This is a genomic window from Streptomyces sp. NPDC033177 (assembly GCF_055577715.1).
The window spans coordinates 1099431-1123395 of record NZ_JBVIPS010000002.1 but is presented as its reverse complement, the minus strand read 5'-3'; the positions used below and the strand labels follow the sequence as shown (position 1 = coordinate 1123395).

Sequence of the window (23965 nt, the reverse complement as noted above, 5' to 3'; positions counted from 1 at the left end):
GCCTCGACCGCGCGTGCGAGCGGGGTCGCATAGCCTCATGGCCATGCGGGAGACACTGCGGCGTACGAGGCGGGCCCTGGAGCAACTGGCCGTGGCGGCGCTTCTTTCCCTGGCGTCGTACCTCTTCGTCGGAGTCATCCTCCTCACCCTCGTCACCACGCTCATCGTCGTCGGCGCGGGCGTCATGCCCGAGACGGTCCTGATGCTGCGCCGGATGGCGGGCTTCAAGCGGCGCCGCGTCGCCCTGTGGACGGGTCAGGAGATCCCCGAGGCGTACGTGCCGCTGACCGGCACGCTCTCCGAGCGGGTGCGCGCGGGGGTCACGGACCCGGCGACGTACCGCGATCTGCGGTGGCTCGGTCTGCACTTCGTCTACGGCTGGCTGCTGTTGTACGTGTCGCTGCCGGTGTTCGTCGTCGGGGTGCTGGTCGACGGTGTGTGGTGCGGTCTTTTCGGCCGCCGCGCGGTGGTGCTGCCGCTGGTGGCACGCATCGCGGATCTGGAGGCGGCCTGGTCGGGGGCGCTGCTCAGGGCGTCGCCGGAGGCGGAGCGGGCCGCGCGGCTCACCGAGCGGGTCGAGGAGCTGACCGTCACACGGGCCGGCGCGGTCGCCGCGCACGGGGCCGAACTGCGGCGCATCGAGCGGGACTTGCACGACGGCACGCAGGCGCGTCTCGTCTCGATGTCGATGCGGGTGGGGCTCGCGAGGCGCGCGTTCGACAAGGACCCCGAGGCGGCACGGAAACTTCTCGTGGACGCGCAGGACCAGGCGGAGGAGGCCCTGACCGAGCTTCGGCACGTCGTACGCGGCATCCATCCGCCGATCCTGACGGACCGGGGTTTGGCGGGGGCGGTGCGGGCGCTTGCGGCGAGCAGTGTGCTGGAGGTGGCGGTGCGTGCGGAGGGCGTGGAGGAGGGCCCGAGGGCGCCCGCGGCCGTGGAGGCGGCGGCCTACTTCGTCGTCGCGGAGGCGCTGACGAACGCCGCCAAGCACAGTGGGGCGGCGGTGGCTGCGGTTGAACTCGCCCGGTCGGAGGGCGTGTTGAGGATGTCGATACGTGACGAGGGGCGGGGCGGTGCCGACGACGCGGGTGGCACCGGGCTGCTCGGGATGCGGCGCAGGGTCGCGGCGCTTGACGGGACCGTGGAAGTGGCGAGCCCCGTCGGGGGGCCGACCGTGATCGATGTGGAGCTGCCGTGCGCGTGGTGATCGCCGAGGACAACGCCTTGCTGCGGGAGGGGATGGTCCTGTTGCTGTCCTCCGCCGGGCACGAGGTGGTGGCGGTGGCGGCGAGTGGGCCCGAGGTACTGCCCGCGCTGCTCGAACACCGCCCGGACGTCGCTGTGTTGGACGTACGAATGCCGCCGGGCTTCCGTGACGAAGGGCTGCGGGCCGCGCTGGCGGCGCGGCAGGAGATCCCCGGGCTACCGGTGCTCGTGCTCTCCCAGTACGTCGAGGAGACGTACGCCGCCGAACTGTTGGGCGGGGGCGCGGGCGGCGTCGGCTACCTCCTGAAGGACCGGGTGGGGCGGGTCGACGAGTTCCTCGACGCGCTGGAGCGGGTGGCCGGGGGCGGAACGGCGCTTGACCCGGAGGTGGTCACAGAACTGCTGACCCGACGCCGGAACGACCCCCTGGACTCGCTCACGCCCCGGGAGCGCGAGGTGCTCCAACTGATGGCGGAGGGCCGGGACAACGGGACGATCGCGACGGCGCTGACGGTGTCGGACCGAGCGGTGAGCAAGCACATCGGCAACGTCTTCGCGAAGCTGGGCCTCCCGCCGAGCGACAGCGGGCACCGGCGGGTGCTGGCTGTGCTGGCGTATTTGAACAGGGGGTGAGCGAAGGGGAGGGGGAGGGAGGGGAGGTTCGCAGGAAAGTCCCATGTTGCGACCGCCGGGGAACGGTTCGGCGGGAGTTTTCTGCATCGGCGGGGTCGGCGGGGTCGGCGGTGGAGGCCGGATCGGACGTGGGTCGTCGCGAAGGCGGGTGGTCGTGCCAGTGGGCGGGTGTTACTTCCGCGCCGCCCCCGGGTGCGTCCGGAGCCATCCCGCCCATGCCGATGTCACCATCTCGCGTACGTCGCGCTTGGCCGACCAGCCGAGTTCCGTGGCGATGCGGTCCGCCGATGCCACCACCCGGGCCGGGTCGCCGGGGCGGCGGGGGGCCACGGTGGGCGGCAGGTCGTACCCCGTCACCTCGTTGATCAGGGTGGCCATCTCCAGGACCGAGACGCCCTCGCCGCGGCCGATGTTGAGCGTCAGGTCGGTGCCGGCCGGTGCGGTGGCCAGCTTGCGGGCCGTCGCCACGTGGGCCTCCGCGAGGTCCGCCACGTGGATGTAGTCGCGTACGCAGGTGCCGTCCGGCGTCGGGTAGTCCGCGCCGAAGACGCGCGGCGCCTCGCCGTCCGTGAGCTTCTCGAAGACCATCGGGACCAGGTTGTAGACGCCCGTGTCGGCAAGGGCGGGGCTCGCCGCGCCCGCCACGTTGAAGTACCGCAGCGACGCCGTCGACAGGCCGTGCGCCCGGCCCGTCGCGCGGACCAGCCACTCGCCCGCCAGCTTCGTCTCGCCGTACGGGCTCATCGGCAGGCAGGGCGTCTCCTCCGTCACCAGGTCCACGTCCGGCATGCCGTACACGGCCGCCGAGGAGGAGAGGACGAAGGACGTGACCCCGCCCTCCGCCACCGCCGACAGCAGGACCCGCAGTCCCTCCACGTTCTCGTGGTAGTACCGCAGCGGCTGCTCCACGGACTCGCCGACCTGCTTCTTCGCCGCCAGGTGCACGACGCCTGTGACGGCGTGCTCCTTCAGCGTGCGGGCCAGCAGCTCCGCATCGAGCGTCGAGCCGGTCACCAGCGGTACGCCCTCCGGCACGCGCTCGGCGATGCCCGTGGACAGGTCGTCGTAGACCACGGCCCGCTCGCCCGCCTCCGTCATTGCACGGACCACATGCGCCCCGATGTAGCCGGCGCCGCCGGTGATCAGCCAGGTCATCGTCAGTCAGCCTTCTTCCGTGAGTCCGGGTGAATGGTTGTGCGGTTCCGGTTGGATGGTTGTGCAGTGTCGCAGAGGTCTGTGTTCGGGCGGTGTCAGCGGCCGGCTCCGCCCACCCAGCGCGCGAGCCGCCTGCGCACCACCCCGAGGACGCCCCGCACCCCCGGCGCGAGCCGCACCGCCAGGTTCCCCGCCTGCGTCCGGTACGGCTGGGCCAGCAGGATGCCCCGCAGCGACGGCAGCGCCGTGCGCCGCAGCAGACCCGGGCCCGCCACCGCGCGCGCCGTCGTCTCGCGCGCCGTCCCGTCGCCGAAGTGCAGGCGCAGCCGCAGGTCCCATACGCCACCGCCGAGCGAGCCCAGGTCCAGGACGGCCTCGGTCAGCCAGGTCTCCCCGTCCGGAGACGGGCCGAACGCCGCCGTGCGGCGCAGCACCGGCCCTTCGCCGCTCCTGGGCACGAGCTCCACGTCGACCGTCGTCGGGCCCGCTTCCGCCACCCGCCCGTACATCTCGTGCAGCCGCAGCGTGAGGCGGCTGCCGCCCGCGCGGGGCCGCAGCTCGGCGTCCACCGCGAGCGGGAGGAGGCGGATGGGGCGTACGAGGAGGTGGTCCAGGGTCACCTGGGGGAGGTCGGGGGACCAGACGGGGGTCTCGCCGTCGGCCGATCGTGCGTAGGGCGGCGAAAGGCGCGCGGGGCGGGCGGCCACCTCCTGGAGGCGGGGCAGGTCGCGCGGCTCGGGGGACGCCAGGATCACGCGGGCGATGATGCGGCCCGGCGCGGGCGCCGCGTCCAGATCGGCCGTGTCGAAGGCCGAGAGGTACGCGCGCGTGGCCGTCCACCACTCCCGGCGGTACTCCGGGCTGCGGGTGGTGAGCTCACGCGCGTACATCCGCAGGCTGTGGTCGATGAACTTGGCGCGCGCGGCACGGGCGAGCCGCTTGCCCGCGTCGCCCGACGCGCTCCGCGCCTCCCGCAGGATCTCGACGGCCTGGCGGTGGGCCTCCAGCCGGGCCCGCCAGTTGTCGATGCCGGAGCGGTCCAGGGAGATCGACAGCCTGGCCGCGGTGCGCCGCACGTTCCACACGTAGACGGGGGCCGTGATCAGCGCGATGCGGGGGCCCGCGGCCAGGACGCGGGCCGTGAAGACGAAGTCCTCGTACGTGAAGCGGCCCTCGGGGAAGCGGAGGGTGTGCTTTCGCAGGAAGTCGGTGCGGTAGAGCTTGTTGACGCAGAGGGTGTCGTGGACCAGGCGGGGGCGCAGCTCGGGGCGGGCGATGAGGCGGGGCTTCGCGTAGAGCATGGGCTGCCAGGGGCTCTCGCGGCCCGATGGCAGTTCACGGCGTACGCACAGACCCGTGACCACCTCGGCGTCGTGCCGCGCGGCGGCGTCGAGGAGGGCGTCCACCGCGCCCGGCGGCAGCACGTCGTCGCTGTCGAGGAACATCACGTACGCGGACGTCGTGGCCTCGATGCCGTCGTTGCGTGGGGTGCCGCAGCCGCCGCTGTTGGTGGCGCGGCGGATGGGTTTGACGCGCGGATCCTCCTGGGCGAGCGCCGCGAGCAGCTCGTCGCTGCCGTCGGTCGAGCAGTCGTCGACGGCGATCACCTCGCGGACGGCGGGGCCCTGGGCGAGCGCCGAGCGCACCGCGTCCGTGACGTGCGCGGCGTCGTTGTAGCCGATCACGACGACGCAGACCTGGGGCGACGGGGGCGGGAGAGACAAAGAGGAATCCACGGGGGAATTTTATAGGTTTCTGGTAATTATCCGATTAGGGGGTGTTGGGTTGTTTCGTACTTCCTGTCCCCGCCTCGGTACTACTCCCGTCGCCCGCGTCCGTGTGCCCGCCGCTGACCCGCGCAAGCACCTCGCCCGTCCGCGGCCCCCACGCCACCACCACGGCCTCCTCGGGCACCTTCTGGTCGGGGGAGAGCAGCAGCCAGCGCACGTCGTAGCGCCGCACGATCCGTGTGCGTTCCGCGCGGGTCGAATCCTCGGAGAGGTAGTCGCGCACCTTCTGGAGGCGGTGGTTGCGCGTGTCCTCGGCCAGCGCGGCGTCCGGCCAGGCGGGGGCGACGAGGTTGGCGCCGTACGCCGGGAGGGAGCGGGTGGGGTAGTAGCCGTTGGTCAGGACGACGTCGCCCTGGTGCATCTGGCTCACCGCCCAGCCGTAGCCCGGCCAGCGCGGCGGCTGGTCGAAGCCCACCGGGTCGAGGGCGCGTGGCACGACAGCGCCCGCCTGGAGCGTGAAGAAGCCGACGGCCGCCCCGGACGCCGCCACACCCCCCAGGGCCATGCGCCACCGGCGCCAGGGGCGGGGCGCCGCCAGCTCGATCGCGAGGGCGAACTGGAGCGGGACGAGGGTCAGGCCCATGATGCGGCCGTAGGTGTAGTGGCCGCTCAGCCAGCCGTACGCCACGACCGCGCAGTCCAGGGCGAACATCAGGACCAGCGGGTCGCGCCGGTTCCCGCGGAACCTGAGGACGAGCGCGGGCAGCCCGATCAGCGCGAGCCAGAACCGCTGCGGCATCTCGGTGTAGAGCTGCCGGTGGATCCAGTCGACGCTCTCGTCACCGACGAGCGAGAAGACGGAGAAGTAGGGCCAGCTCGCCGCGATCACCGCCGCCGTCACGGCGGTCGCCGCCCACTTCCACAGCCCCGCGAAGGGCCGCCGGGCCGAGGCGGCGAGGGCCACCACCCCGATCACCGCGGCAACGGACGAGATCGGGTGGACGAGCAGGATCACCCCGCACAGCGCGCCGAGACCCACGTACGCGAGCACGCCCCGGGGCGACTTCGCGAGCGAACCCGCCCATGCCCACGCCCAGAACGCCAGGCCGATCGCGAAAGTCGACGGGTAGGCGAGGTTCCCCGTCATCGACATCAGACCGAGGTAACCGCTCCACCACGCCATCCGGGTGCCCCAGAGCAGCACCATCGCGAACAGGGCCAGCACGGGCGCCCATTGACGTGGCGTCAGGACTTTCACGAACCGGCCGAGACCCGTGAGCAGCACGAGGAGGTTCAGGGGCCCGGCCAGCTTCACGACCTCCCAGCCCGCGAGCCCGGTCACCCGCGCGAAGACGCCCTGCGCGACCGCGTACGGCGAGTAGTACGGGCTGCCCGCGCCCGGCAGGTCCGCCATCGGGTGCCGCGGATGCAGCAGGTCGGCCTTGAGCCGTTCGATCACCGCCGCGTGCTGTCCGAAGTCGCAGCACATCGGCACCCGCCAGAAGGCGAGCGACATGACGATCCAGAAGAGACCGCCGAACACGAGGTACGGGCTGGGGCGCCACCGCTTGCGCTTGTTCAGTGCCGTCGCGCCGTGCGTCTCCCGGTGGGTCCCGAGCGTGGCCGTGGTCATCGCATGAGCCTCTCCGCGACACGGGCCGCCGCCCGCCCGTCGTCCAGGTCGCAGTAGGCCTCGCGGAACGTCGCGTACGCCTCCGCGTGCCGCGCCGTGAGCGAGTCCAGGTCGCGAAGCGCCTCGACGACCTCGCCGGTGGAGGCGAGTAGCGGACCCGGGGCGCTGGTCTCGAAGTCGAGGTAGAAGCCGCGGACCGTGTCGCGGTAGTGCTCCAGGTCGTAGGCGTGGAAGAGCATCGGACGCCCGGTGTGCGCGAAGTCGAACATCAGGGAGGAGTAGTCCGTCACCAACACGTCCGCGATCAGGAGGAGTTCGGCCGTGCGGGGGTGCGACGACACGTCGCGTACGAAGGGAGCGCGGGCGCCGGGCAGCCGGCCCGCCGTCAGCGGGTGCTTGCGCACGAGGAGGACGTGGTCGCCGCCGAGCACGTCCTGCGCCGCGGCGAAGTCGAGCGCGGGTTCGTAGCGGAAGCGGCCGGGGGAGTAGGCGAGGTGGTCCCGGTAGGTCGGCGCGTACAGGACGATCCGCTTGTCGGGGGCGATGCCCAGCTCGCGGCGCACGCGTTCGGCGACCTTGGCGCGGTCGTCGGAGAAGAACACGTCGTTGCGGGGCGAGCCCGCCTCCATGACCTCGCCCTCGTAGGCGAGCGCGCGCCCCAGGTGGGGTGTGGAGAAGCGGTTCGGGGAGACGAGCACGTCCCACTGGCGCGAGAGCCTCGGCAGGACGTCGAGGTGACCGTGGTCGGCGTAGAGGGTGTCGGTGAGGTCGGTGCCGATGCGCTTGAGGGGCGCCCCGTTCCAGGTCTGTACGACGGTCTGCCCGTCCCGCCGCTCGAAGAAGTCGGGCAGATGGCCCGCGGTGACGATGCGCCGGCAGCGGGCGAGCGCCTCGTGGAAGGCGGTGCCGTGCTCCTCCACGCCCTTCGCCCCGGCGGGCACCCGCGTCTGCTGGTCCTGCGTCACCCACAGGTGCTCGACGTCCGCGCCGCGCCGCACCAGCTCCTCGTGGACCGCGCGCGGGGAGTCGCCGTCGAAGTAGAGCACCGCGTCCCGCAGGGGCTTGGTGCGCTGCTGCGGATAGTGCGCGGTGCGCAGCCGGTGCTGCCGGTAGGCCCCCCGCTCGCCGCGGGTGAGCACGGACCCGGCTTCGATCAGCAGCCGGTCACCGAACCGGCGGTCGACGGTGAACTCCCGCCCGTCCACCGACTGGTGGAGCGGGAACGCGGCGGACACTGAGGCGAGCAGCCGCACGGGCATGCCGTCCTGCGAAGCGCCGTGCGCGGCCGTGTCACCCCCCGCCTCCCGCAGGAACGCGTACCACCGCCCCTCCCGCAGCACCCCGCTCCCGGGCGCCACCACCCCCCGGAAGCGCCCGGCGGAACGTTCCACCGGGACGGTCACCTCCTCGTCCCTGCCGCTGTGCCGGAGGACCAGTTCCGCCGCGTCCCGGCCCGCGTCGGACACCGTGCCCTCGATCGTCAGCGTGCCGTCCGTGCTCCACGCCACCCGGTCGGCAATCGGCTGCCGGGTCAGCTCGACGACCAGCTGGCCCTGGTCGTTCGCCGACGCGCACAGCTCGCGGCCGCCCGCGCGTGAGGCGTAGCGCCCTGGCGGCAGGTCGAGGGCCGCCGCCAGGGACTTCAGCTTGCCGTCGGGCAGCACCAGGTTGGCCTGCCAGCGGTCACCGTGCGGGGGCTCGACCTCCTTGGGGGCCAGGTGCGGGGTCGGTGCGATGTCCTCCAGGTCCGCGAGGCGCACGCGTACGTCGAAGCGGTCGTCGCCCGGCAGCGTCACGGGGTACTCGAACTCCGCCGCCGCGTGCTTGTGCGTCAGGCGCAGGGCCGTCGGACGCAGGTGACTCGGCAGATGGCCGCTCAGGACCATCCCGTCGCCGTCCCGGTGATGGGTGTCGACCCGCGCCACGTACTCCTGGATCCGCAGCACCAGGCGGCCCTTGCTGAAGCCGAGGACGAGGCGGAGCCCGTCGCCCAGTTCGCGCACGACGGACTGGGCGGCCGACCCGTCCAGCGGGCGTACGGCGGCCCGGCGCACCGAACCGTGGCCCGCGACGACCACGCCGAGCAGCCAGTTGCCCGGCCGCCACCGGCCGCCCGTCTTCAGCTGCTCGGGATCGACGGTCATCTCGAACCCGGAGAGGTCGTAACAGTGCAGCCGCTGCCGGGAGTTCTCGGTGGCCTGCGGGGCAGCGACCGTCCGGGTGGCGACCCTCCTCAACTGGGTGCGGCTACTGGTCGACTTGAGGACGGCGGCCTTGAGGGAGTGTCCGGGGCGCGTCGCCTCCAGATTGCGGACGTACGCGTATCCGCTGATCCGCAGCAGCCCGTCGGGGCTCCAACCGGCCTCCCGCACCCGGGCGATGACCGGCAGCTCGCCCCGCCCGAGCCGGGCGATCTCCTGCGGCACCCGGATGTGACCGCCGGAACCGCGCGGGTAGGCGGCGCTGCGCCGCACCACCCCGCGGACCTGGAAGGCGTTCTTGTTGTTGCGCTGTTCGAAGGTGAGCAGGTCGATCAGGTCGGCGGTGCGCCCTTCGCGGACGAGGTGCCATTTCACCCGCAGGGACACCGGGAGCCCCGCGATGACCCCCGGGTCGGCGCGGCGCAGGAACGCGGCGGCGCCCTTCACGAAGGCGGCGCGGTACTCGGGCCCGCCCATCGGCAGGCCCTCCAGGAAGTACACGAAGTCGTCGCGCAGGCAGGAGGTGTCGTACGTCCTGCGCATCTCAGGCGCGTGTTCGGCGAGGAACGCGCTTACGTGCGCGCACGCGGCGATCCGGTCGCGCACGCCCTTGACGTCCGTGCGCCGCCGGGTGATCGAGCCCTCGCGCACCCGCCAGTAGTAGACGTGGTCGCTGAGCACGTCCACGGACCCCGCGAGGAAGTGGGCGGGGATCATGACCGGGGTGTCCTCGTACAGCTTCCCCTCGGGGAAGGTGAAGCCGTGCCGGTCCCAGAAAGCCCGCCGGAAGACCTTGTTCCAGGCGACGCGGTCCGCGAGGAGTTCCAGGTCGCGGCTGATGTGGGTGCGCGAGCGCGGTTCGGTGAGCCACTTGTACTGCCAGGCCTGCTGGCGGCCGCGCTCGTTCAGGCGCCAGACGTTGCCGCTGGCGAAATCGGACCCGGTCGAGTCCAGGCTCGCGGTCATCCGGGCGTACGCGTCGTGCGGCACGACGTCGTCGCTGTCGACGAAGGTCAGGTATTCGGCGGTGGGGGTCGCGTGCCGCACCCCGGTGTTGCGGGCGGCGCTGAGCCCCGCGTTCGGCTGGCGCACATAGACGAACCGTGGATCCTTCGCCGCGAACTCACGTGCGATCCGCGGGCTGCCGTCCGTGGAGCCGTCGTCGACGAGCACGGCCTCCAGGTCGGCCATGGTCTGCCCGGCGATCGACTCCAGGCACTCCTCCAGGAACTCTTCGACGTTGTAGATGGGCACGACGACGCTGAGACGGGGCTGCACGGCGACCGGCCTTTCACGGGGGAGCAATCATGGGAGTACGGGCGTATTCATCCCCTTTGCCCGTTCCGGTCAATTTCTTTGCCCCCCTTCACCCCAATGAGTGATGCGGGGTCTTCGACAGGGCGTGTCCGGCTGGCTACCGTCGGTGTCCATGTCGCGCTTCTCGGTTGTCGTCCCCGCCCATCGCGTCCAGGGCTACCTGCGGGAATGCCTGGACTCCGTGCTCGACCAGGCCCTCTGCCGGACCGGCGGCGATCTGGAACTGATCGTCGTGGACGACGCGTCGCCCGACGCGTCCGCCGCGATCGCCGCGCAGTGTGCGGAACGCGACCCGCGCGTGCAACTCGTACGCCTCCCGGCCCACGCGGGCGCCGGACCCGCCCGCAACATCGGCGCGGACCGCGCCACCGGCACCTACCTCCTCTTCCTCGACGGCGACGACCTGCTCCTGCCGGGCGCTTTGGAGGCGATCGCCGAGGCCCTCGACGCGGCCGACGACCCGGACGTCCTCCTCTTCGGCCACGACCGCGTCGACTGGTGGGAGAACGTCCGCGCGGGCGGCGACGACCTCGCGGGAGACCCCCTCGCCGTCACCGTCGCGCCCTGGAACCGCGTCTACCGGCGCGCGTTCTGGCAGGAGCGCCGCCTCGCCTTCAGCGACGGTCCGTACGAGGACGTGGTGCCGGTGCGCCGCGCGACCCTGGCCCCCGGGGCGCGCACCGCCGTCCTCGACCGGCCTTGCGTCCGCTGGCGCGAGCGGCGCGGCGGCAGCTTCGCCAAGACGCCGGGCCGTGCGCACTTCGCCCTGATCGGCCGGTACGAGGAACTCCTCGCCGCGGCCGACCCCGCCGACCGCGCCCGGCTCGTCCCGCACGCCGCCGGGCATCTGCTCGCCGTGCTCGACGACGCGGGGCGCATCACGCCGGGCGACCGCAAGGACTTCTTCCGCGGGGCGGCACGCCTCTACCGGACGTACGGCCCGGCTGACCCGGCGGCGACACCGGGGGAACGCGCCCTGGCCACGGCTTCGTACGCCGCCTACGAGGCGCACCGCAAGAGCCGGTCCCGCAGGAGCGGCCTCACCCGCAGGCTCAAGCAGCAGAAGAAGAAACTGCGCGCCCGCGCCATGCGCCTCACCTACCGAGCCGACCTGCGCCGCCCCCTCGACCCCCATCTCGCGGTCTACGGCTCCTACTGGAACCGCGGGATCTCCTGCAACCCGGCCGCCATCCACGCCAAGGCCCGCGAACTGGCCCCGCACATCAGGGGCGTATGGGTGGTCTCGTCCCGCAACAAGCACCGCGTGCCGGCCGGGGTCGAGTACGTCATCGAGGGCTCGCGCGACTACTGGCGGACCATGGCGAGAGCGACGTACCTGATCAACAACTCCAGCTTCCCCGGAGGCTTCACCAAACGCCCCGGCCAGGTCTACCTCCAGACCCACCACGGCACACCGCTCAAGAAGATGGGCCTTGACCAGCGCCGCTACCCGGCGGGCACGCACGGCATCAGCTTCCAGAAGATCCTCGACCACACCGACCAGTGGGACTACAGCCTCTCCGCGAACCCGCACTCCACGGAGATCTGGGAACGGGTGTACCCCTCGACGGCGTACGAGGCCCTGGAGGCGGGCTACCCGCGCAATGACGTGTACTTCGGGGCGGGGGAGAGGGAGATCGCGGCGATCCGGGAGGGGCTCGGGGTCGGGGACGGCCGGAGGGTGCTGCTGTACGCGCCCACGCACCGCGACTACCAGAAGGGCTTCTCACCCCGCCTCGACCTGGAGCGCTTCGTGCGTGCGCTGGGCGAGGAGCACGTGGTCCTGGTCCGCGCCCACTACTTCTACGGCGCTGACGCGGGCCTGCGCGCCCACCCCCAACTCATCGACGTCACCGGCCACGCGCGCGTGGAGGACCTCTGCCTGGCCGCCGACGCCCTCGTCACGGACTACTCGTCCCTGATGTTCGACTACGCCTGCCTGGACCGCCCGATCGTGACGTACGCCCCGGACTGGCAGGCCTACCGGCTGGCGCGCGGCACGTACTTCGACCTGCTCTCGGGGCGGGCGGGGGAGACACCGGGGGCGGTGGCCACGACGGAGGAAGAGCTGATCGAGCTGTTCCGGACGGGCGGATGGAACTCGCCGGAGACCGCGGAACTGCGGGCGGCCTTCCGCGACCGGTTCTGCCCGTACGACGACGGGGGCGCGGCGGAACGGGTGGTGCGGCGGCTGTTTGTGAGCGCGGACTAACCCTCGGAGGCGTGGGCCACGAAGGCGGACCACGAGGTGGGGGGGAAGGTCAGGTGGGGGGCTTGGGGGGTCTTGGAGTCGCGGATGTGGATGGTGGTGGGGGTGGGGGCTACTTCGACGCAGTCGCCGGATTCGTTGCTGCTGCTGTAGCTGCTCTTGAACCACTTCAGCTCGGACGTGTCCTCGGCGGCGGCCTTGTGGATCATGTCTCTCCCAGCACTTGCTCGATGAACGCCAGCGACTCCCCTGGTGGGAGAGCCTGAGCCCGGATGATGCCATAACGCAGCTCAAGGATTCGGAGCTGTTTCGGATCGGACACCGGGCGGCCGTTGAACGCACCGTCGGAGCGCCCAACTGCCGTACCGTCGCCGAACTTCAACACCTCGATCAGGCCCGCCATTCCTGCGTGCTCCTCGCGGTCGGTGGGCATCGCTTGTAGGGCCACGTTTCGCAATCGCCCTACCTCCAGCAGGTGTTCGAGCTGGCGACGCCATACCATTCTGCCTCCGAGTGGCCGCCTCAGCGTTACCTCTTCCAGGACGAAGCTGAGCGCGGGGGCGGGGGATCGCCCGAGGACGGACTGCCGTCCCAGACGCGCCGCCACGTCCCGCTCGACGACGTCCTGCGTGTACGCGGGCTGCCTCATGTCGAACAGCGCCCGCATGTACTCCTCTGTCTGAAGCAGCCCGTGGAGGTTGTGGTTGCTGTACAGAAGGAGTTCGACCGCGCGCTCCTCCAGTTTGGCCAACTCCCGTACGCGCTTGGGGTATCGAGCCTTGGTCATCTCCTCCCGCATCGCGGAGATGAACCCCTTCGCCCCCAGAACCTGATCGGCCTTGTCCAGGTACTCGGGGCGGGGGATACGCGCCCCGCGCTCGACCTTCCGCACGAGGTCCTCGCCGTACCCGATCGCCTCGGCGAACTCGGCGACGCGCAGACCCGCGGCCTCCCGCCACCGTTTCTGCTGATGGCCCAGCGCCTCGACGACGGAGGCGATCTCGTCCTCGGGTTCGACGTCCCAGCCGGGCTCGTCCGTACGCTCCGTACCGTCACCGTCCACGCTCATACCTGCCACCTCCGACGTACCGTCATTGCTCAACGGGCAGGCGTACCCGGCCGTCACTCCGGACAGCCGGGACAGGCCGGGACAGAGGGTGGACAGTCGCTGTACGCACAGGAGTCATCGCTGTTCAGGGTAGGCAGGCTCGGCCACGCTGAGTGACGTGAACTCAAGAATCACTCAAACCCCCCTGCCGGTTGGACACTTCATGATCCTGCTGTCGCCGACCCCGAGGGGGGCGCGCCTCGGCCGAAGGCTGGCCGTGCAGCAACTGGCGGACTGGGGCTGGCACACGCGGCTCCCGGAGGCGGAGCACGTCATCGCCGAGCTGGCGAACAACGCGGCGACGCATGGCCGGGTGGCCGGCAGGAGTTTCCGCCTGGCGCTGACGCTGACGGCCGGCGGGAAGGCTGCGGATCGAGCTGACGGACACGCGAGGGGATGCACCGCCGGGCCCGGCCCAACTTCCCGCAGCGGACGCGGAGTCGGAGTCGGAGTCGGGCCGAGGGTTGGCGCTGGTGGAGGCGCTGTCGACCCGCTGGGGAACGGAGCTGGGGCCGTCTCCGCACAAGACGGTGTGGGCGGAACTGGACGGTTGCTAGCGAGAACATCCACGGCTGACAGACCGAGTGTTCGGTGTTCGGTGTCGTGCGGGGTGCGGACTGGTTCTTCTCGCGTGGGCGTCACGGGTGAGGCGGGCGGGGCGGGGGCTCTTGGGTGGAGGCACCGGGTGTCATGCTGTCTGCGGACTGGCTCTTCTCGCGTGAGCGTCAGGTGACGAGGAAGGGCCCGGCCGATCGGGGGCGGTGGCGGTGGGGTGGTTGTGCCGCTGTCATGCCGGGTGCGGGCTGGTTCTTCTGGTGCGGGCGTCACGTGTGAGGCGGGCGGGGGTTCTTGGGTGGAGGCGCCGGGTGTTGTGCCGTCTGCGGGTTGGCTCTTCTCGCGTGGGCGTCACGGGAGGCGGGCGCGGCGGGGTTCATGGGTGGGGGCGGCGATGCGGGCAGCTTGTGATGGGTGGATGGCAGTGAAATCCCACGACATGCCGTGTCCGGGCGCCAGTACGTGGGACTTTCTCGCAATCTGCTCCGAGTTACCCCTCGCGAGGCCCGGGATGCCCGTTATGTCGTTGGGGGAGAGGGCTGTGCGGCCGGCCCATCGAGTGTGGGCGTCACGGCCGATCCGCCGCCAGCCGCGCGGCCTTCCGCCCCCACGCCACTGACCCGGGCCTCGCCTGGACGGGAACCCCGTACGAACAGGCCCGCACCCGCCTGCCAGGCCACGCCCACTGCGCCACGCTCACGCGAGAAGGGCCAGCCCGCAGACGGCACAACACCCGCCACCACCCCCCAGAAGACCCCGCCCGCCTCACCGCGTGACGCCCGCACCAGAAGAACCAGCCTGCACCCGGCATGACACCCGCCACCACCACCCCACCGCCCCCGATCAGCCGTGCCCTTCCTCGTCACCTGACGCTCACGCGAGAAGAGCCAGTCCGCAGACGGCACAGCACCCGGCACTACCACCCAAGAGCCCCCGCCCCGCCCGCCTCACCCGTGACGCCCACGCGAGAAGAACCAGTCCGCACCCGGCATGACACCCACCACCAACCCCCAAGAGCCCCCGCCCGCCTCACCGCGTGACGCCCGCACCAGAAGAACTAGTCCGCACCGGCATGACACCCGGCGCCACCACCCCACCGTCCCCGATCAGCCGGGCCTCTCCTCGTCACCTGACGCTCACGCGAGAAGAACCAGTCCGCACCCGGCATGACACCCGGCACCACCACCCCACCGCCCCCGATCGGCCGGGCCCCTCCTCGTCACCCGACGCTCACCCCAGAAGAACCAGTCCGCACCCGGCAGGAAACCGAACCCGCCCCCCAGCCCCCCCCATACGCCCCCCCCGGGCCGCCCGGCCAGCAAGAGTTCTCGCGGTGGAGGCGGGCCTGTCAAGGGTGGAGCGCAGCGGAATCGGCGTAGCCGACGCGACGCAGGAGCGCCCTTTACAGGACCGCCGGAACCGCCACACTTCCGAGTGCCGGGCGGCAACAGCCACCATCAACGCCCCCGGCCACACAACGCCCCCGACCGCCCCTACGGAAACCGAACTCGCCACCCAACCTCACCCAGCCCCCACCCAGCACCACTCAGCCCCACCCCCTCACACCTCGAACGGCGACCGCACCGGAAAGTACGCCGCCAGGAAGGCGCGGATGGCCAGTGTCATTTCCTCCTCCGTCAGTTCGCTGTCGGGGGACTCGCCGATGCAGAACGCCGTCTTGTTGCGGCCTTGGAGCAGTTGGCCCAAGCGTGCGTGGTCGGCGCGGCTGCCGATGTCCACGAAGTCGTACGCGATGCCCGCGGGTACCGCCCGGCCGGTGAGGTACGCGTAGTGGTGGTGCAGCGAAGACGCCAGAGCCAGGTCGCTGTTCGAGCGGAAGCGGCTGCGCGCGGTCGCTTCGAGCTCATCGGGGAAGCGTTCGGTGAGCTCGGCGAGGACGCTGCGGTGCAGGGCGTAGGGGGCGTGGAAGAAGCTGTGGGTCGTCGTCCTGCCGAACGCCTCCCGCAGCAGCTCCCGGTTGTTCTTCGCCGCCGCCAGGTAGCCCTCGTCCTCCTCTGACACGGGTAGCGCGGGCACCGAGGCGGACGACCAGAAGAAGCGGGCGGTGCCCGAGCTGAGGAAGAACATCTCCGGGGTGGTGGGGCGCCCGAGGAACATGTCGTCGTTCAGGTAGAGGAAGTGCTCCGACAGGCCCTCGATGCGGTGCAGCTGGCTCTCGATGGAGTGGGAGTTGAAGGTGGGCAGCGCGGCCTCCGGATCGGCGAAGAGGTCACGGTGGTCGATCACTGTGAGGCCCGGGTGTTCCTCGTCCAGCCAGGACGGCTTCTGGCCCGCCGTGACGAGGTAGACGTGCCGGATCCAGGGTGCGTACATGGCGAGGGAGCGCAGCGAGTAACGCAGCTCGTCGCGGTTGCGGAAGCGGACGGCGCCGTGGTCCGGCGAGGTGTCGTCCTCGGGCCGGCCGAGGGCCGCCTGGCGGCGGGCACGCCACTCGGGGTCGGAGTCGTCGACCCACGTGTAGACCGCGTCGATGGGGAAGTCGACGTCACCGATGAGGACTTGGGCGAAGACGTCGAGGGTGGGGTACGTGCGGTCACCCACCCGGAGGGTGGCGGTGGGCGCGAGCGAAGGCAGCTCGGACCCGGCGAGGGTGGTGCCGAAGGGAGCGCGCCGGGCCTCGGTGATACCGGCGGTTCCGTCGACCCGCGGCCAGAACGCCACCGTGCAGGCCTGCTGGACGCCGTGGCGCAAGGAGAGCGTCGTCGTGGTCACCGGCTTGAAGAGCCTGATGCCCGCGACCTCGCCGATGCCGTCGAGCCGCTCGGCGAGCACGACACCGGGGGCCGCGTCGCGGGGATGGACCAGTTCGGCGTAGACGGGCTGGCCATGCAGGGACGCGGAGAGCGCCTTGAGCACCCCGTCGCGTTCGTCGTCCGCCACGGCGAGCGTGTGCGCGGTGCCTGACGTACGGACGAGGACGTAGGGGATGTCCTCCGACTCCAGCGCGGTGGCCGTGAGTTCGAGGTTCCAGTCCGTCATGGCCGGCGCGAGGATGTCGTCGCGGCGCTCGGCCAGGCGGCCCACGGAGCGGATCAGCAGGCCGCTGGTGTCGGCGGCGGCGATCTCGTCCTCGCGGGCACGCTCATCGGCGCCGGGCGCGGCGTCCAGGGTGTACGGCGTGGTCGGCCGGAAGCCGCAACCGCCCGACGCCACGCCGAGCGCCACCCGGTCCGCCCGGTCGTCGAGCCGCTCGGGGGCGTCGCGCCGCGCCACGAGCCGGGAGTACAGCTCCTGCCAGCGTGCCGTGACGTCGGCGGAGGAGAAGCGGGCGTAGACGCCTTCGCGCGCGGCCCGTGCGAAGGACCGCCGGGTCTCCGGATCGCCCATCAACTCGCTCATCGCGGCGGCCAGTTCGCCCACCTCGCCGGGCGGTACGAGCAGTCCGTCGACGCGGTGCCTGACGATCTCGGCGGGCCCGGTCAGTACGTCGTACGCGACCACGGGCACACCCGCGGCCAGCGCTTCGAGCAGCACGAGCGGGAACGCCTCGTTGTGCCCCGCGGTCATCAGCGTGAGCCCCGCCTTGGCCCATTCGGCGGCCATGTCCTGGCAGGGGCCGAGGAGTTCGACCCGGTCCTGGAGGCCGAAGCCGTCGACGAGGCGGCGCAGGCTCTGCTCGCGGTGGCCGCCCCCGAAGACGCGCAGGGTCCAGTCGGGGTAGGCGTCGGCGACTTCGGCGAAGGCGCGCACGGCGTGGTCGACGCGTTTCTCGCCGGTGAGCCGCGCGGCCATGACGATGACCTTGCTCTCGCCGTCGGCGCGCGGCCTGAAGCCGTCCGGCACGGCGTTGGGGATGACCGCGAGCTCGGGGGCGGTGGCACCGAGGGACTCCGCGATCCAGTCGCGGGTGCGGTCGGTGAGCGTGACCAGGGCGTCGAGGCGCGGCGCGTGCAGGAGCAGGGGTTCGCCGGACGGGCCGCGGCGCTGGGTGGGCCGGTGCTCCTGGTGCACGGTGACGACGCTGGCCGGGACCAGCTCGACGGCGGCGGCCATCAGGGCGGGCGTCGTGGTTACCAGGACGTCGGTGTCCAGGGTGGCCAGGGCGGTCGCCATCTCGATGTCGGAGAGGCGGTCGAAGGCGGACTCCCAGGAGGGCCTGATCAGTTCGCTGGGCAGCGCGGCCAGGGTGCGGCAGGCGGCCTCGTCCAGGCGTGAGCCGCGCACCGGACGCTCGGGGGAGGCCGTGCGGTCGACGAGGTAGCGGACGGGGAGGCTGCGGGCCTCGGGGAAGAAGGGCTCGGGGCGGGTCCGGAAGACGGAGATGACCTCGACGTCGTGCCGGTCGGCGAGGTGCTGCGCCTGCGTGTAGGTGGCCAGCTCGGTGCCGCCCATCTCGTCGCCCCAGCCGAGGAGGTACGTGATCTTCATGAGGTCTCCTTCGAGATGTCCCAGCACGTCAGTCCGAAGGCGCCGGACTTGGTGAAGTGGGCGTGCGCGCGGATCAGGGCGCCGCTCGGCAGGGCGAAGACACGGAAGGGCGTCGGGTAGGCGGCCGAGGGGTCGCGTACGTCGGAGAGCCAGCGCCCGAGGGGGAGCGAGGCGCCGGAGGTCTCCGCCTCCACGTGGAAGTCCCACACCCACTGCCCCGGACTCGCCCCCGCCATCTCCCCGAGCGGCAGCCGGAAGCTGAACTCGGCGCCGTCCCACACCGCCCCGACGGGCACGGTGACCCCGTCCCGCCGCCGCACCGCCTTGGCCCGCCACCGCCGCGAGGTGCCCGCCATGACGAGCCGCCCGTGGACGACGATGCCGTCACCGCCGGGCACGAACCGCACGAGCTCGGCGCGCGGCCTGGACAGGGTCACCTGCAGCGCCGCGCGCCCGCTGCGGCACCGGACGACGCGGATGAGCGTTCCGGTCCGGGGGTCGGGGGCATGACGGACGGTGGGCGTGGGCGGCAGTTCGGCGTCCCCCTCGATGCCGATGCCACGCCGTCGTACGCGTCCGTGGGTGTCGGCGGTGACGACCGTGAGCCGCCAGACACCTTCACGCAGGTCGCGCAAGGTGGCCGTCCCGGCGAGCAGCAGGCCACCGTGGGTGTGCTGTTCGGGGGCGAGCGGGATCCGGAAGCGGCGGTGGCCGCGCGAGATCAACAGATGTGCGCCCTCGCCCTGTTCACCGGGGAGGGCCGCGACGGCGACGTTGAGCGTACGGCTGTCCCGGATCGACAGATGCACGGGCGCCGGCAGCGACTGGGCCCCGCCACCGGCCCGGAGGCCACCGGCCCGCCCCGCGGCGGCACGTTCCGCCCGGAAGCGGGTCGTCCGTGCGGTGGCGAAAAGCCGCCGTGCCGCGGGCGGCAGGGCCGGGGTCATGGCGTGAACCCAATGTGGTGCATTGTGCCACTTTGCCCGTTGCTCGCCCCAGGGCAGGGTGAGGCCGCGTACGGGTCACCCGCGTGGCGGACGCGAGAGTGACTTAGGGCGATATGTGTAAGTTAGCCCCTTAATGATCAGTCCCCTCGCGCAGTTCCAGCGCCGCAAAGAACCCTCCGCACCACCGGCCGAAACCCCGTCCTCGGCCCGCAAGTCGACCGCCGCCGCCCTCCGCCGCTGGGCCGACCCCGCGGCCGTGGCCCTCGCGACCCTGCTCATCGCCTGGCGTGCCAGCGCGCTCGGCCAGTGGATCGTGGACGACGCGGCGATCACCTTCGCCTACGCCCGGAGCATCGACGAGGGCCTCGGCCCCGTGCAGCAGCCGGGCGCCGACCCCGTCGAGGGCTACTCCAACCCCTCCTGGCTCGCCCTGCTCGTCGCCGGCCGCAGGCTCGGCCTCTTCGACCACGGCGCGCTCCTCGGCGTCAGCGACCTGGTGCTCTACCCCAAGGCCCTGGCGCTGCTCTGCACGGCGGGCGTCCTCGCCTGCGTGGCCGTGACGGCGCGGGCCGTGCTGCCGGGCCGCGCCTGGGCCGTGACGCTGCTGACCGGCGCCGTCCTCGCCGCGAACCTGTCGTACGTGGCGTGGTCCTTCTCGGGGCTCGAAAATCCGCTGTACGTGCTGACGGCCGCCGCGACCGGCGCCCTGCTCGTCCGGGCGGCCGTGCGCGGCACCCTGCTGCGGCCCGCCGTCGCCGCGACCGCGGGGGCCATCGCCCTGCTCGCCGCGCTGACCCGCCCGGACGGCGCGGTGCTCGCCGCGGCCTACCCGGTCACCGCCCTGCTGTTCCTGCGCAAGGCCCACCTCGCGCGGGCCGCGCGGGCGGTGGCGCTGAGCTGCGGCACCTTCGCGCTGCCGTACGCGGCGTTCCTGCTGTGGCGTCGCGCGACCTTCGGCCTCTGGGTCCCGAACACGGCGGTGGCCAAAGCGCAGCAACCCCCGCGGCTCGGTCAACTCGCCGCCACCGGCGAGCTGTTGACGTACGGCGGCTGGGCGCTCGCCCTGATCGGCGCGGCCTGCGCCGGCATCGCGCTCGCCCGCCCCGGGCCGTCCCGCAGGGCCCTGGCCGCGCTGCTCGTCCCGCTGGCCCTCACCCTCCTGGCGTACGGCGTGCTCGGGCGCGACTGGATGGCCCTGTACCGCTTCGCGACCCCGGTGTGGGTGCTCGCCGCGACGGCGCTCGCGCTGGCCGCGGCCACCGTCTGGCGCGCGGAACAGACCCGCGCGCGTGCCCTCGTCGGCTGCGCGCTCGCGGGCGCCCTGCTGCTCTCGGTCACCGGACAGGCCGCGCAGAACGGCAGGTTCGTCGACCGCCCGACCCTGTCCATGTGCTTCGTCGCCGAGCGCTACGGACACACCTTCAACGCGTACGCCGCGTATCTGGGCCTGCGAGACGCCACCGTCGCCCTGCCCGACCTCGGCGGCACCCTGCTGACCTCGCGGCTGCGGGTCGTGGACGTCGCGGGCCTGACCGACCGCCGCGTGGCCGACGCGTACGCGGCCCGCGACACGCCCGCCCTGCGCCGCTACCTGCTGGACGAGGTACGCCCCGAACTGCTCCACGTGCACGCCGCCTGGACCGCCAAGTCGGGCCTGACCGAGCCCCGTCTGGCCGCCGCGGGCTACGTCCCGATCTACCGCGAGGGCAACGGCGGCGACTACGTCCGGGTGGCAGCGGTGCGCGACCCGGCCCGGATCACCGCACTCCGCGCACGCGTGGGCCCGGTCCTGGACACCATGGTCGCCGAGATGCGCCCGGCGGGCTGCGGCCCCGCCCTGCGCGCGGGCGAGGGGGCCCCGGCATGACGACTGCTCTCCCGCGCCAGACCCGGACCCGCCCCGCACCGGCCACCCCCGTCGCCCCCGAGTCCCGGGTCGACTCCCTCACCGGGATGCGTTTCCTCGCCGCCTTCGCGGTGTTCGTGCACCACTTCACCGGGCTCAGTGCGTACGGCGGCGTCGCCCACGCGCCGCTGCTCTTCCCGTACTCGCGCCTTGGCGCGACCGGCGTCGACTTCTTCTTCGTGCTCTCCGGCTTCCTGCTCACCTGGGGGCACCGCCCCGGCGCCCGCGCCGGCCTCTTCTACTGGCGCAGATTCGGCCGCATCTGGCCCGCCCACCTGGTCGCCACCATCCCCTGCATCTGGGTCTTCTACCTCTGGGGAGGCGTGCCGACGGACGCCCTCAGCTTCGTCGCCTCGCTGTTCCTGGTGCAGACGTGGTTCCCCGGCGTCACCCCGATGTTCCCCGGCAACGGCGTCGCCTGGACCCTCAGCGTCGAGGTCTTCTTCTACCTCCTCTTCCCGCTCGCGATCCGCCACGTCCTGCGCCTGCGCACCCGCACCCTCGCCCTGCTCGCCGTCGGCGGGCTCGTCGCGATGTGGGCGCTCAACTGGTGGACGGCCACCCACCTTTCGCCCTTCGCCAGCGAGTGGGTCATGCGGCACCCGGTGACCCGGCTCCCGGAGTTCGGCGTGGGCATGGCCTGCGCCCTGGCCCTGCGCCGCGGACACCGCCTCCGCCTCAGCCCGCCGGTGCTCTTCGCCTGCTTCGTCGCGTACGCCGTCGTCCACAGCCACCGCGCGGAACTGTTCGGTCCGTACGCGGCGGGCCAGCTCACCTGGGCCCTGCGGTCGGTCGCGGCGCTCTTCGCCGTCCTGTTCATCGCCGCCTACGTCCAGCGTGAGCTGTCCGGGCACCGCGGCTGGCTCTGCTCGCGACCGATGGTGCTGCTCGGGCTCTGGTCGTATGCCTTCTATCTGCTCCACCAGACCCTCAACCGGCTGATCATCGACACCTACGGCCGCCCGCAGCCGGAGAACGTCGCGGTGTTCACGCTGCTCGGCGTCGGCGTCGCGGTGACGGCCCTGTCCTGGGCGCTCTACACGTACGTCGAGGAACCGGCGAGGAAGTGGTGCGCCCGGCGGACTCCGCGCGGCTGGCGCAGCTGTGTCGGTACACGTTAAACGGGCGTGATGTCGAGAAGATCCCGGTTCAGGCCCCTGTGTAGGAGGAGACGTGCACCAGTCCGCGTACGAACAGATGGAACTCTGTGTGGAGCAGTACATGCCCGCGGGGAAGCGTCACCGGGTGGTCGACCTCGGGGCCCGGGTCTCCGACGGGCAGACCCGCACCCACAAGACCCTGCTCGAAGGGCGCGACACGGAGTACGTGGGCGTCGACGTGCTCGACGGCCGCAACGTCGACGCGGTGATGACGAAGCCGTACCGCATCCCCGTGAAGTCCCGCAGCGCCGACTTCGTCATCTCCGGGCAGGCGTTCGAGCACATCCCCTTCTTCTGGGCGACGATGCTGGAGATCGCCCGCGTCCTGAAGCCGGAGGGCATCGCCTTCGTGACGGCGCCCTCGCGCGGCCACGTGCACGACGCGCAGGACTGCTGGCGCTACTACCCCGACGGGTTCCGCGCCCTGGCCGCCTACACCCGGCTCGAACTCCGCGAGGCGTACACGGACTTCCCGCCCATGAACGGCATCCGCCACGCCTACGGAAGCATCGACGCCAAGCACGCCTACTGGGGTGACTCCGTCGGCGTGTTCCAGCGCCCCAAGAACTACCCGGCCCTCACCATGGCCTTCGTGCGCGGCACGACCAACTGGTGGGCGAACAGGATCGGCGGTGTCGACGGAGTCCCGCTGCCCAAGCCCGTCGAGGGCCGCGCCGACTGCGGCAGGCCGAAGGTGGTGGCGCCGCGCGAGACCGACGAACAGCCCGTTTCGGCGACAAGTGAGGTCAAATGACTTCATGTTGACGAAAGGTGACATCCAGGATGTTCGGCGCGTACTGTCCGCTCCCATGGCATGGCGACGCGCTGTGAATGGCGCTCTGAAGCAACTGACCGGATATCAGCTGACACGCAGGCCGGTGCCTGCCCAGCGAGCGGCGGCCGCCCCGGCGCCGAAGCCCGCTCCGGCACCCAAGCCGAAGCCGAAGGTCCTGAACCTCCCCGCCGACTACGACGAAGAGGCGAAGGAGATCATCCGTGCGGTGAAGCCGTACACGATGACCTCTCCAGAACGGCTCAACGCCTTCATCCTGGCGACCCGGCACGTGGTCCGGCACGACATCCCCGGCGGCATCGTCGAGTGCGGCGTGTGGCGCGGAGGTTCGATGCAGGCCTGCGCAAAGGCGCTGCTCGCCGCCGGTGTCACCGAGCGCGACCTGTACCTCTTCGACACCTACGAGGGCATGACCCCGCCCACCGAGGAGGACCTCCGCCTCGACGGCAAGTCCGCCGAAGAGCTGCTCAAGCTCCAGGGCAAGGACCGTCCGATCTGGGCGGTCGCCTCCCTCGACGACGTCAAGTCGGGCTTCGAGAAGGTGCCGTATCCAAAGGAGCGCGTGCACTACGTCAAGGGAATGGTCGAGGAGACCGTCCCGCGCGAGGCACCCGAGCAGATCTCGATCCTGCGCCTGGACACCGACTGGTACGCCTCCACCAAGCACGAACTGGAGCACCTGTACGCGCGGTTGGTCAGCGGCGGCGTCCTGCTCATCGACGACTACGGCTACTGGCAGGGCTCACGCCAGGCGGTCGACGAGTTCATGGACAAGACCGGCGAACGGCTGCTGCTCCTGCGCATGGACGAAGGACGCATCGCCGTGAAGCCCTGACCGGGCGGCGGCACGTGAGCGGGCCCAGCGCCCGGCGGCTTCGGCCACCGGGTTCCGGGCCCGCTCGCGCGATCACTCGAATGGCTCTGTGCGGGTGACCCGGAAGGGCGGTGGTTGTTATCCGAGTGGCCCTCGGCAGGACGCGCGGCCGTGCCCGTCAGCTCTCCGGAAGGAATGTGCGCAGC

15 protein-coding genes and 1 pseudogene are annotated in these 23965 nt (G+C 71.9%); 8 read left to right on the top strand and 8 right to left on the bottom strand.

What is annotated here, in order from left to right; translation table 11 throughout:
* Positions 1-43: 43 nt before the first annotated feature.
* Positions 44-1210 carry a sensor histidine kinase gene (locus tag ACZ5U5_RS11030; RefSeq protein ID WP_469019224.1) on the top strand — a complete coding sequence of 389 codons (1167 nt, stop codon included), beginning with the start codon at positions 44-46 and terminating at the stop codon, positions 1208-1210.
* Positions 1198-1842, top strand: a complete 645-nt coding sequence (locus tag ACZ5U5_RS11025) for a response regulator transcription factor (protein ID WP_469019221.1) — start codon at positions 1198-1200, stop codon at positions 1840-1842. Before ACZ5U5_RS11030 ends, ACZ5U5_RS11025 begins: the two co-directional genes overlap by 13 nt.
* Before the next feature lie 171 nt (positions 1843-2013).
* Here the strand turns inward: ACZ5U5_RS11025 and galE are convergent, their stop codons facing one another.
* The 4 genes from galE to ACZ5U5_RS11005 all read right to left on the bottom strand — a co-directional run bounded on the left by galE (position 2014) and on the right by ACZ5U5_RS11005 (position 9839).
* The gene (gene galE / locus ACZ5U5_RS11020) at positions 2014-2997 is read right to left on the bottom strand and encodes a UDP-glucose 4-epimerase GalE (protein ID WP_469019218.1); all 984 of its coding nucleotides are present in this window, start codon (positions 2995-2997) and stop codon (positions 2014-2016) included.
* Positions 2998-3092: 95 nt separating this feature from the next.
* A complete protein-coding gene (locus ACZ5U5_RS11015; RefSeq protein ID WP_469019215.1) occupies positions 3093-4733 on the bottom strand; it encodes a glycosyltransferase family 2 protein in 1641 nt (546 codons plus the stop codon).
* Positions 4734-4767: 34 nt separating this feature from the next.
* Positions 4768-6360, bottom strand: a complete 1593-nt coding sequence (locus tag ACZ5U5_RS11010) for a hypothetical protein (RefSeq protein WP_469019212.1) — start codon at positions 6358-6360, stop codon at positions 4768-4770.
* Positions 6357-9839, bottom strand: a complete 3483-nt coding sequence (locus ACZ5U5_RS11005) for a bifunctional glycosyltransferase/CDP-glycerol:glycerophosphate glycerophosphotransferase (protein WP_469019208.1) — start codon at positions 9837-9839, stop codon at positions 6357-6359. The genes ACZ5U5_RS11010 and ACZ5U5_RS11005 overlap by 4 nt, the downstream gene beginning before the upstream one ends.
* A gap of 151 nt (positions 9840-9990) precedes the next feature.
* Between ACZ5U5_RS11005 and ACZ5U5_RS11000 the strand changes: the two genes are divergently transcribed.
* Complete coding sequence (locus ACZ5U5_RS11000; protein ID WP_469019205.1) at positions 9991-12090, top strand: bifunctional glycosyltransferase/CDP-glycerol:glycerophosphate glycerophosphotransferase; 2100 nt, start codon at positions 9991-9993, stop codon at positions 12088-12090.
* Here ACZ5U5_RS11000 and ACZ5U5_RS10995 read toward each other — a convergent pair.
* Complete coding sequence (locus ACZ5U5_RS10995) at positions 12087-12296, bottom strand: DUF397 domain-containing protein (protein WP_469019202.1); 210 nt, start codon at positions 12294-12296, stop codon at positions 12087-12089. The genes ACZ5U5_RS11000 and ACZ5U5_RS10995 overlap by 4 nt on opposite strands.
* The gene (locus ACZ5U5_RS10990) at positions 12293-13156 is read right to left on the bottom strand and encodes a helix-turn-helix domain-containing protein (RefSeq protein WP_469019199.1); all 864 of its coding nucleotides are present in this window, start codon (positions 13154-13156) and stop codon (positions 12293-12295) included. The genes ACZ5U5_RS10995 and ACZ5U5_RS10990 overlap by 4 nt, the downstream gene beginning before the upstream one ends.
* Positions 13157-13313: 157 nt before the next feature.
* Here ACZ5U5_RS10990 and ACZ5U5_RS10985 point away from each other — a divergent pair.
* Positions 13314-13752 (top strand): annotated as a pseudogene (locus ACZ5U5_RS10985) (ATP-binding protein).
* A gap of 1558 nt (positions 13753-15310) precedes the next feature.
* Here ACZ5U5_RS10985 and ACZ5U5_RS10980 read toward each other — a convergent pair.
* Both ACZ5U5_RS10980 and ACZ5U5_RS10975 read right to left on the bottom strand, forming a co-directional pair.
* The gene (locus ACZ5U5_RS10980) at positions 15311-18139 is read right to left on the bottom strand and encodes a stealth conserved region 3 domain-containing protein (protein WP_469019196.1); all 2829 of its coding nucleotides are present in this window, start codon (positions 18137-18139) and stop codon (positions 15311-15313) included.
* Entirely contained in the window at positions 18136-19086 is a 951-nt protein-coding gene (locus ACZ5U5_RS10975) for a hypothetical protein (protein WP_469019193.1), read from the bottom strand. The genes ACZ5U5_RS10980 and ACZ5U5_RS10975 overlap by 4 nt, the downstream gene beginning before the upstream one ends.
* A gap of 133 nt (positions 19087-19219) precedes the next feature.
* Between ACZ5U5_RS10975 and ACZ5U5_RS10970 the strand changes: the two genes are divergently transcribed.
* Genes ACZ5U5_RS10970 through ACZ5U5_RS10955 form a run of 4 tightly spaced genes read left to right on the top strand, consistent with a single transcriptional unit; the run spans position 19220 to position 23780 of the window.
* Complete coding sequence (locus tag ACZ5U5_RS10970; RefSeq protein WP_469019191.1) at positions 19220-20953, top strand: hypothetical protein; 1734 nt, start codon at positions 19220-19222, stop codon at positions 20951-20953.
* The gene (locus ACZ5U5_RS10965) at positions 20950-22113 is read left to right on the top strand and encodes an acyltransferase family protein (RefSeq protein ID WP_469019189.1); all 1164 of its coding nucleotides are present in this window, start codon (positions 20950-20952) and stop codon (positions 22111-22113) included. Before ACZ5U5_RS10970 ends, ACZ5U5_RS10965 begins: the two co-directional genes overlap by 4 nt.
* Before the next feature lie 52 nt (positions 22114-22165).
* Positions 22166-22906 (top strand): class I SAM-dependent methyltransferase, encoded by a 741-nt coding sequence (locus tag ACZ5U5_RS10960; protein WP_469019185.1) that lies wholly within the window; start codon positions 22166-22168, stop codon positions 22904-22906.
* A gap of 55 nt (positions 22907-22961) precedes the next feature.
* Positions 22962-23780, top strand: coding sequence for a TylF/MycF/NovP-related O-methyltransferase (locus ACZ5U5_RS10955; protein WP_469019182.1), 819 nt, complete (start codon positions 22962-22964; stop codon positions 23778-23780).
* Positions 23781-23965 lie beyond the last annotated feature (185 nt).

Excerpts from the sequence above, each read along its gene's own strand:
- ACZ5U5_RS11030 (WP_469019224.1), top strand. The coding sequence starts at position 44 with ATGCGGGAGACACTGCGGCGTACGAGGCGGGCCCTGGAGCAACTGGCC.
- galE (WP_469019218.1), bottom strand. The coding sequence starts at position 2,997 with ATGACCTGGCTGATCACCGGCGGCGCCGGCTACATCGGGGCGCATGTG.
- ACZ5U5_RS11010 (WP_469019212.1), bottom strand. The coding sequence starts at position 6,360 with ATGACCACGGCCACGCTCGGGACCCACCGGGAGACGCACGGCGCGACG.
- ACZ5U5_RS11000 (WP_469019205.1), top strand. The coding sequence starts at position 9,991 with ATGTCGCGCTTCTCGGTTGTCGTCCCCGCCCATCGCGTCCAGGGCTAC.
- ACZ5U5_RS10995 (WP_469019202.1), bottom strand. The coding sequence starts at position 12,296 with ATGATCCACAAGGCCGCCGCCGAGGACACGTCCGAGCTGAAGTGGTTC.
- ACZ5U5_RS10990 (WP_469019199.1), bottom strand. The coding sequence starts at position 13,156 with ATGAGCGTGGACGGTGACGGTACGGAGCGTACGGACGAGCCCGGCTGG.
- ACZ5U5_RS10980 (WP_469019196.1), bottom strand. The coding sequence starts at position 18,139 with ATGAAGATCACGTACCTCCTCGGCTGGGGCGACGAGATGGGCGGCACC.
- ACZ5U5_RS10975 (WP_469019193.1), bottom strand. The coding sequence starts at position 19,086 with ATGACCCCGGCCCTGCCGCCCGCGGCACGGCGGCTTTTCGCCACCGCA.
- ACZ5U5_RS10970 (WP_469019191.1), top strand. The coding sequence starts at position 19,220 with ATGATCAGTCCCCTCGCGCAGTTCCAGCGCCGCAAAGAACCCTCCGCA.
- ACZ5U5_RS10965 (WP_469019189.1), top strand. The coding sequence starts at position 20,950 with ATGACGACTGCTCTCCCGCGCCAGACCCGGACCCGCCCCGCACCGGCC.
- ACZ5U5_RS10955 (WP_469019182.1), top strand. The coding sequence starts at position 22,962 with ATGGCATGGCGACGCGCTGTGAATGGCGCTCTGAAGCAACTGACCGGA.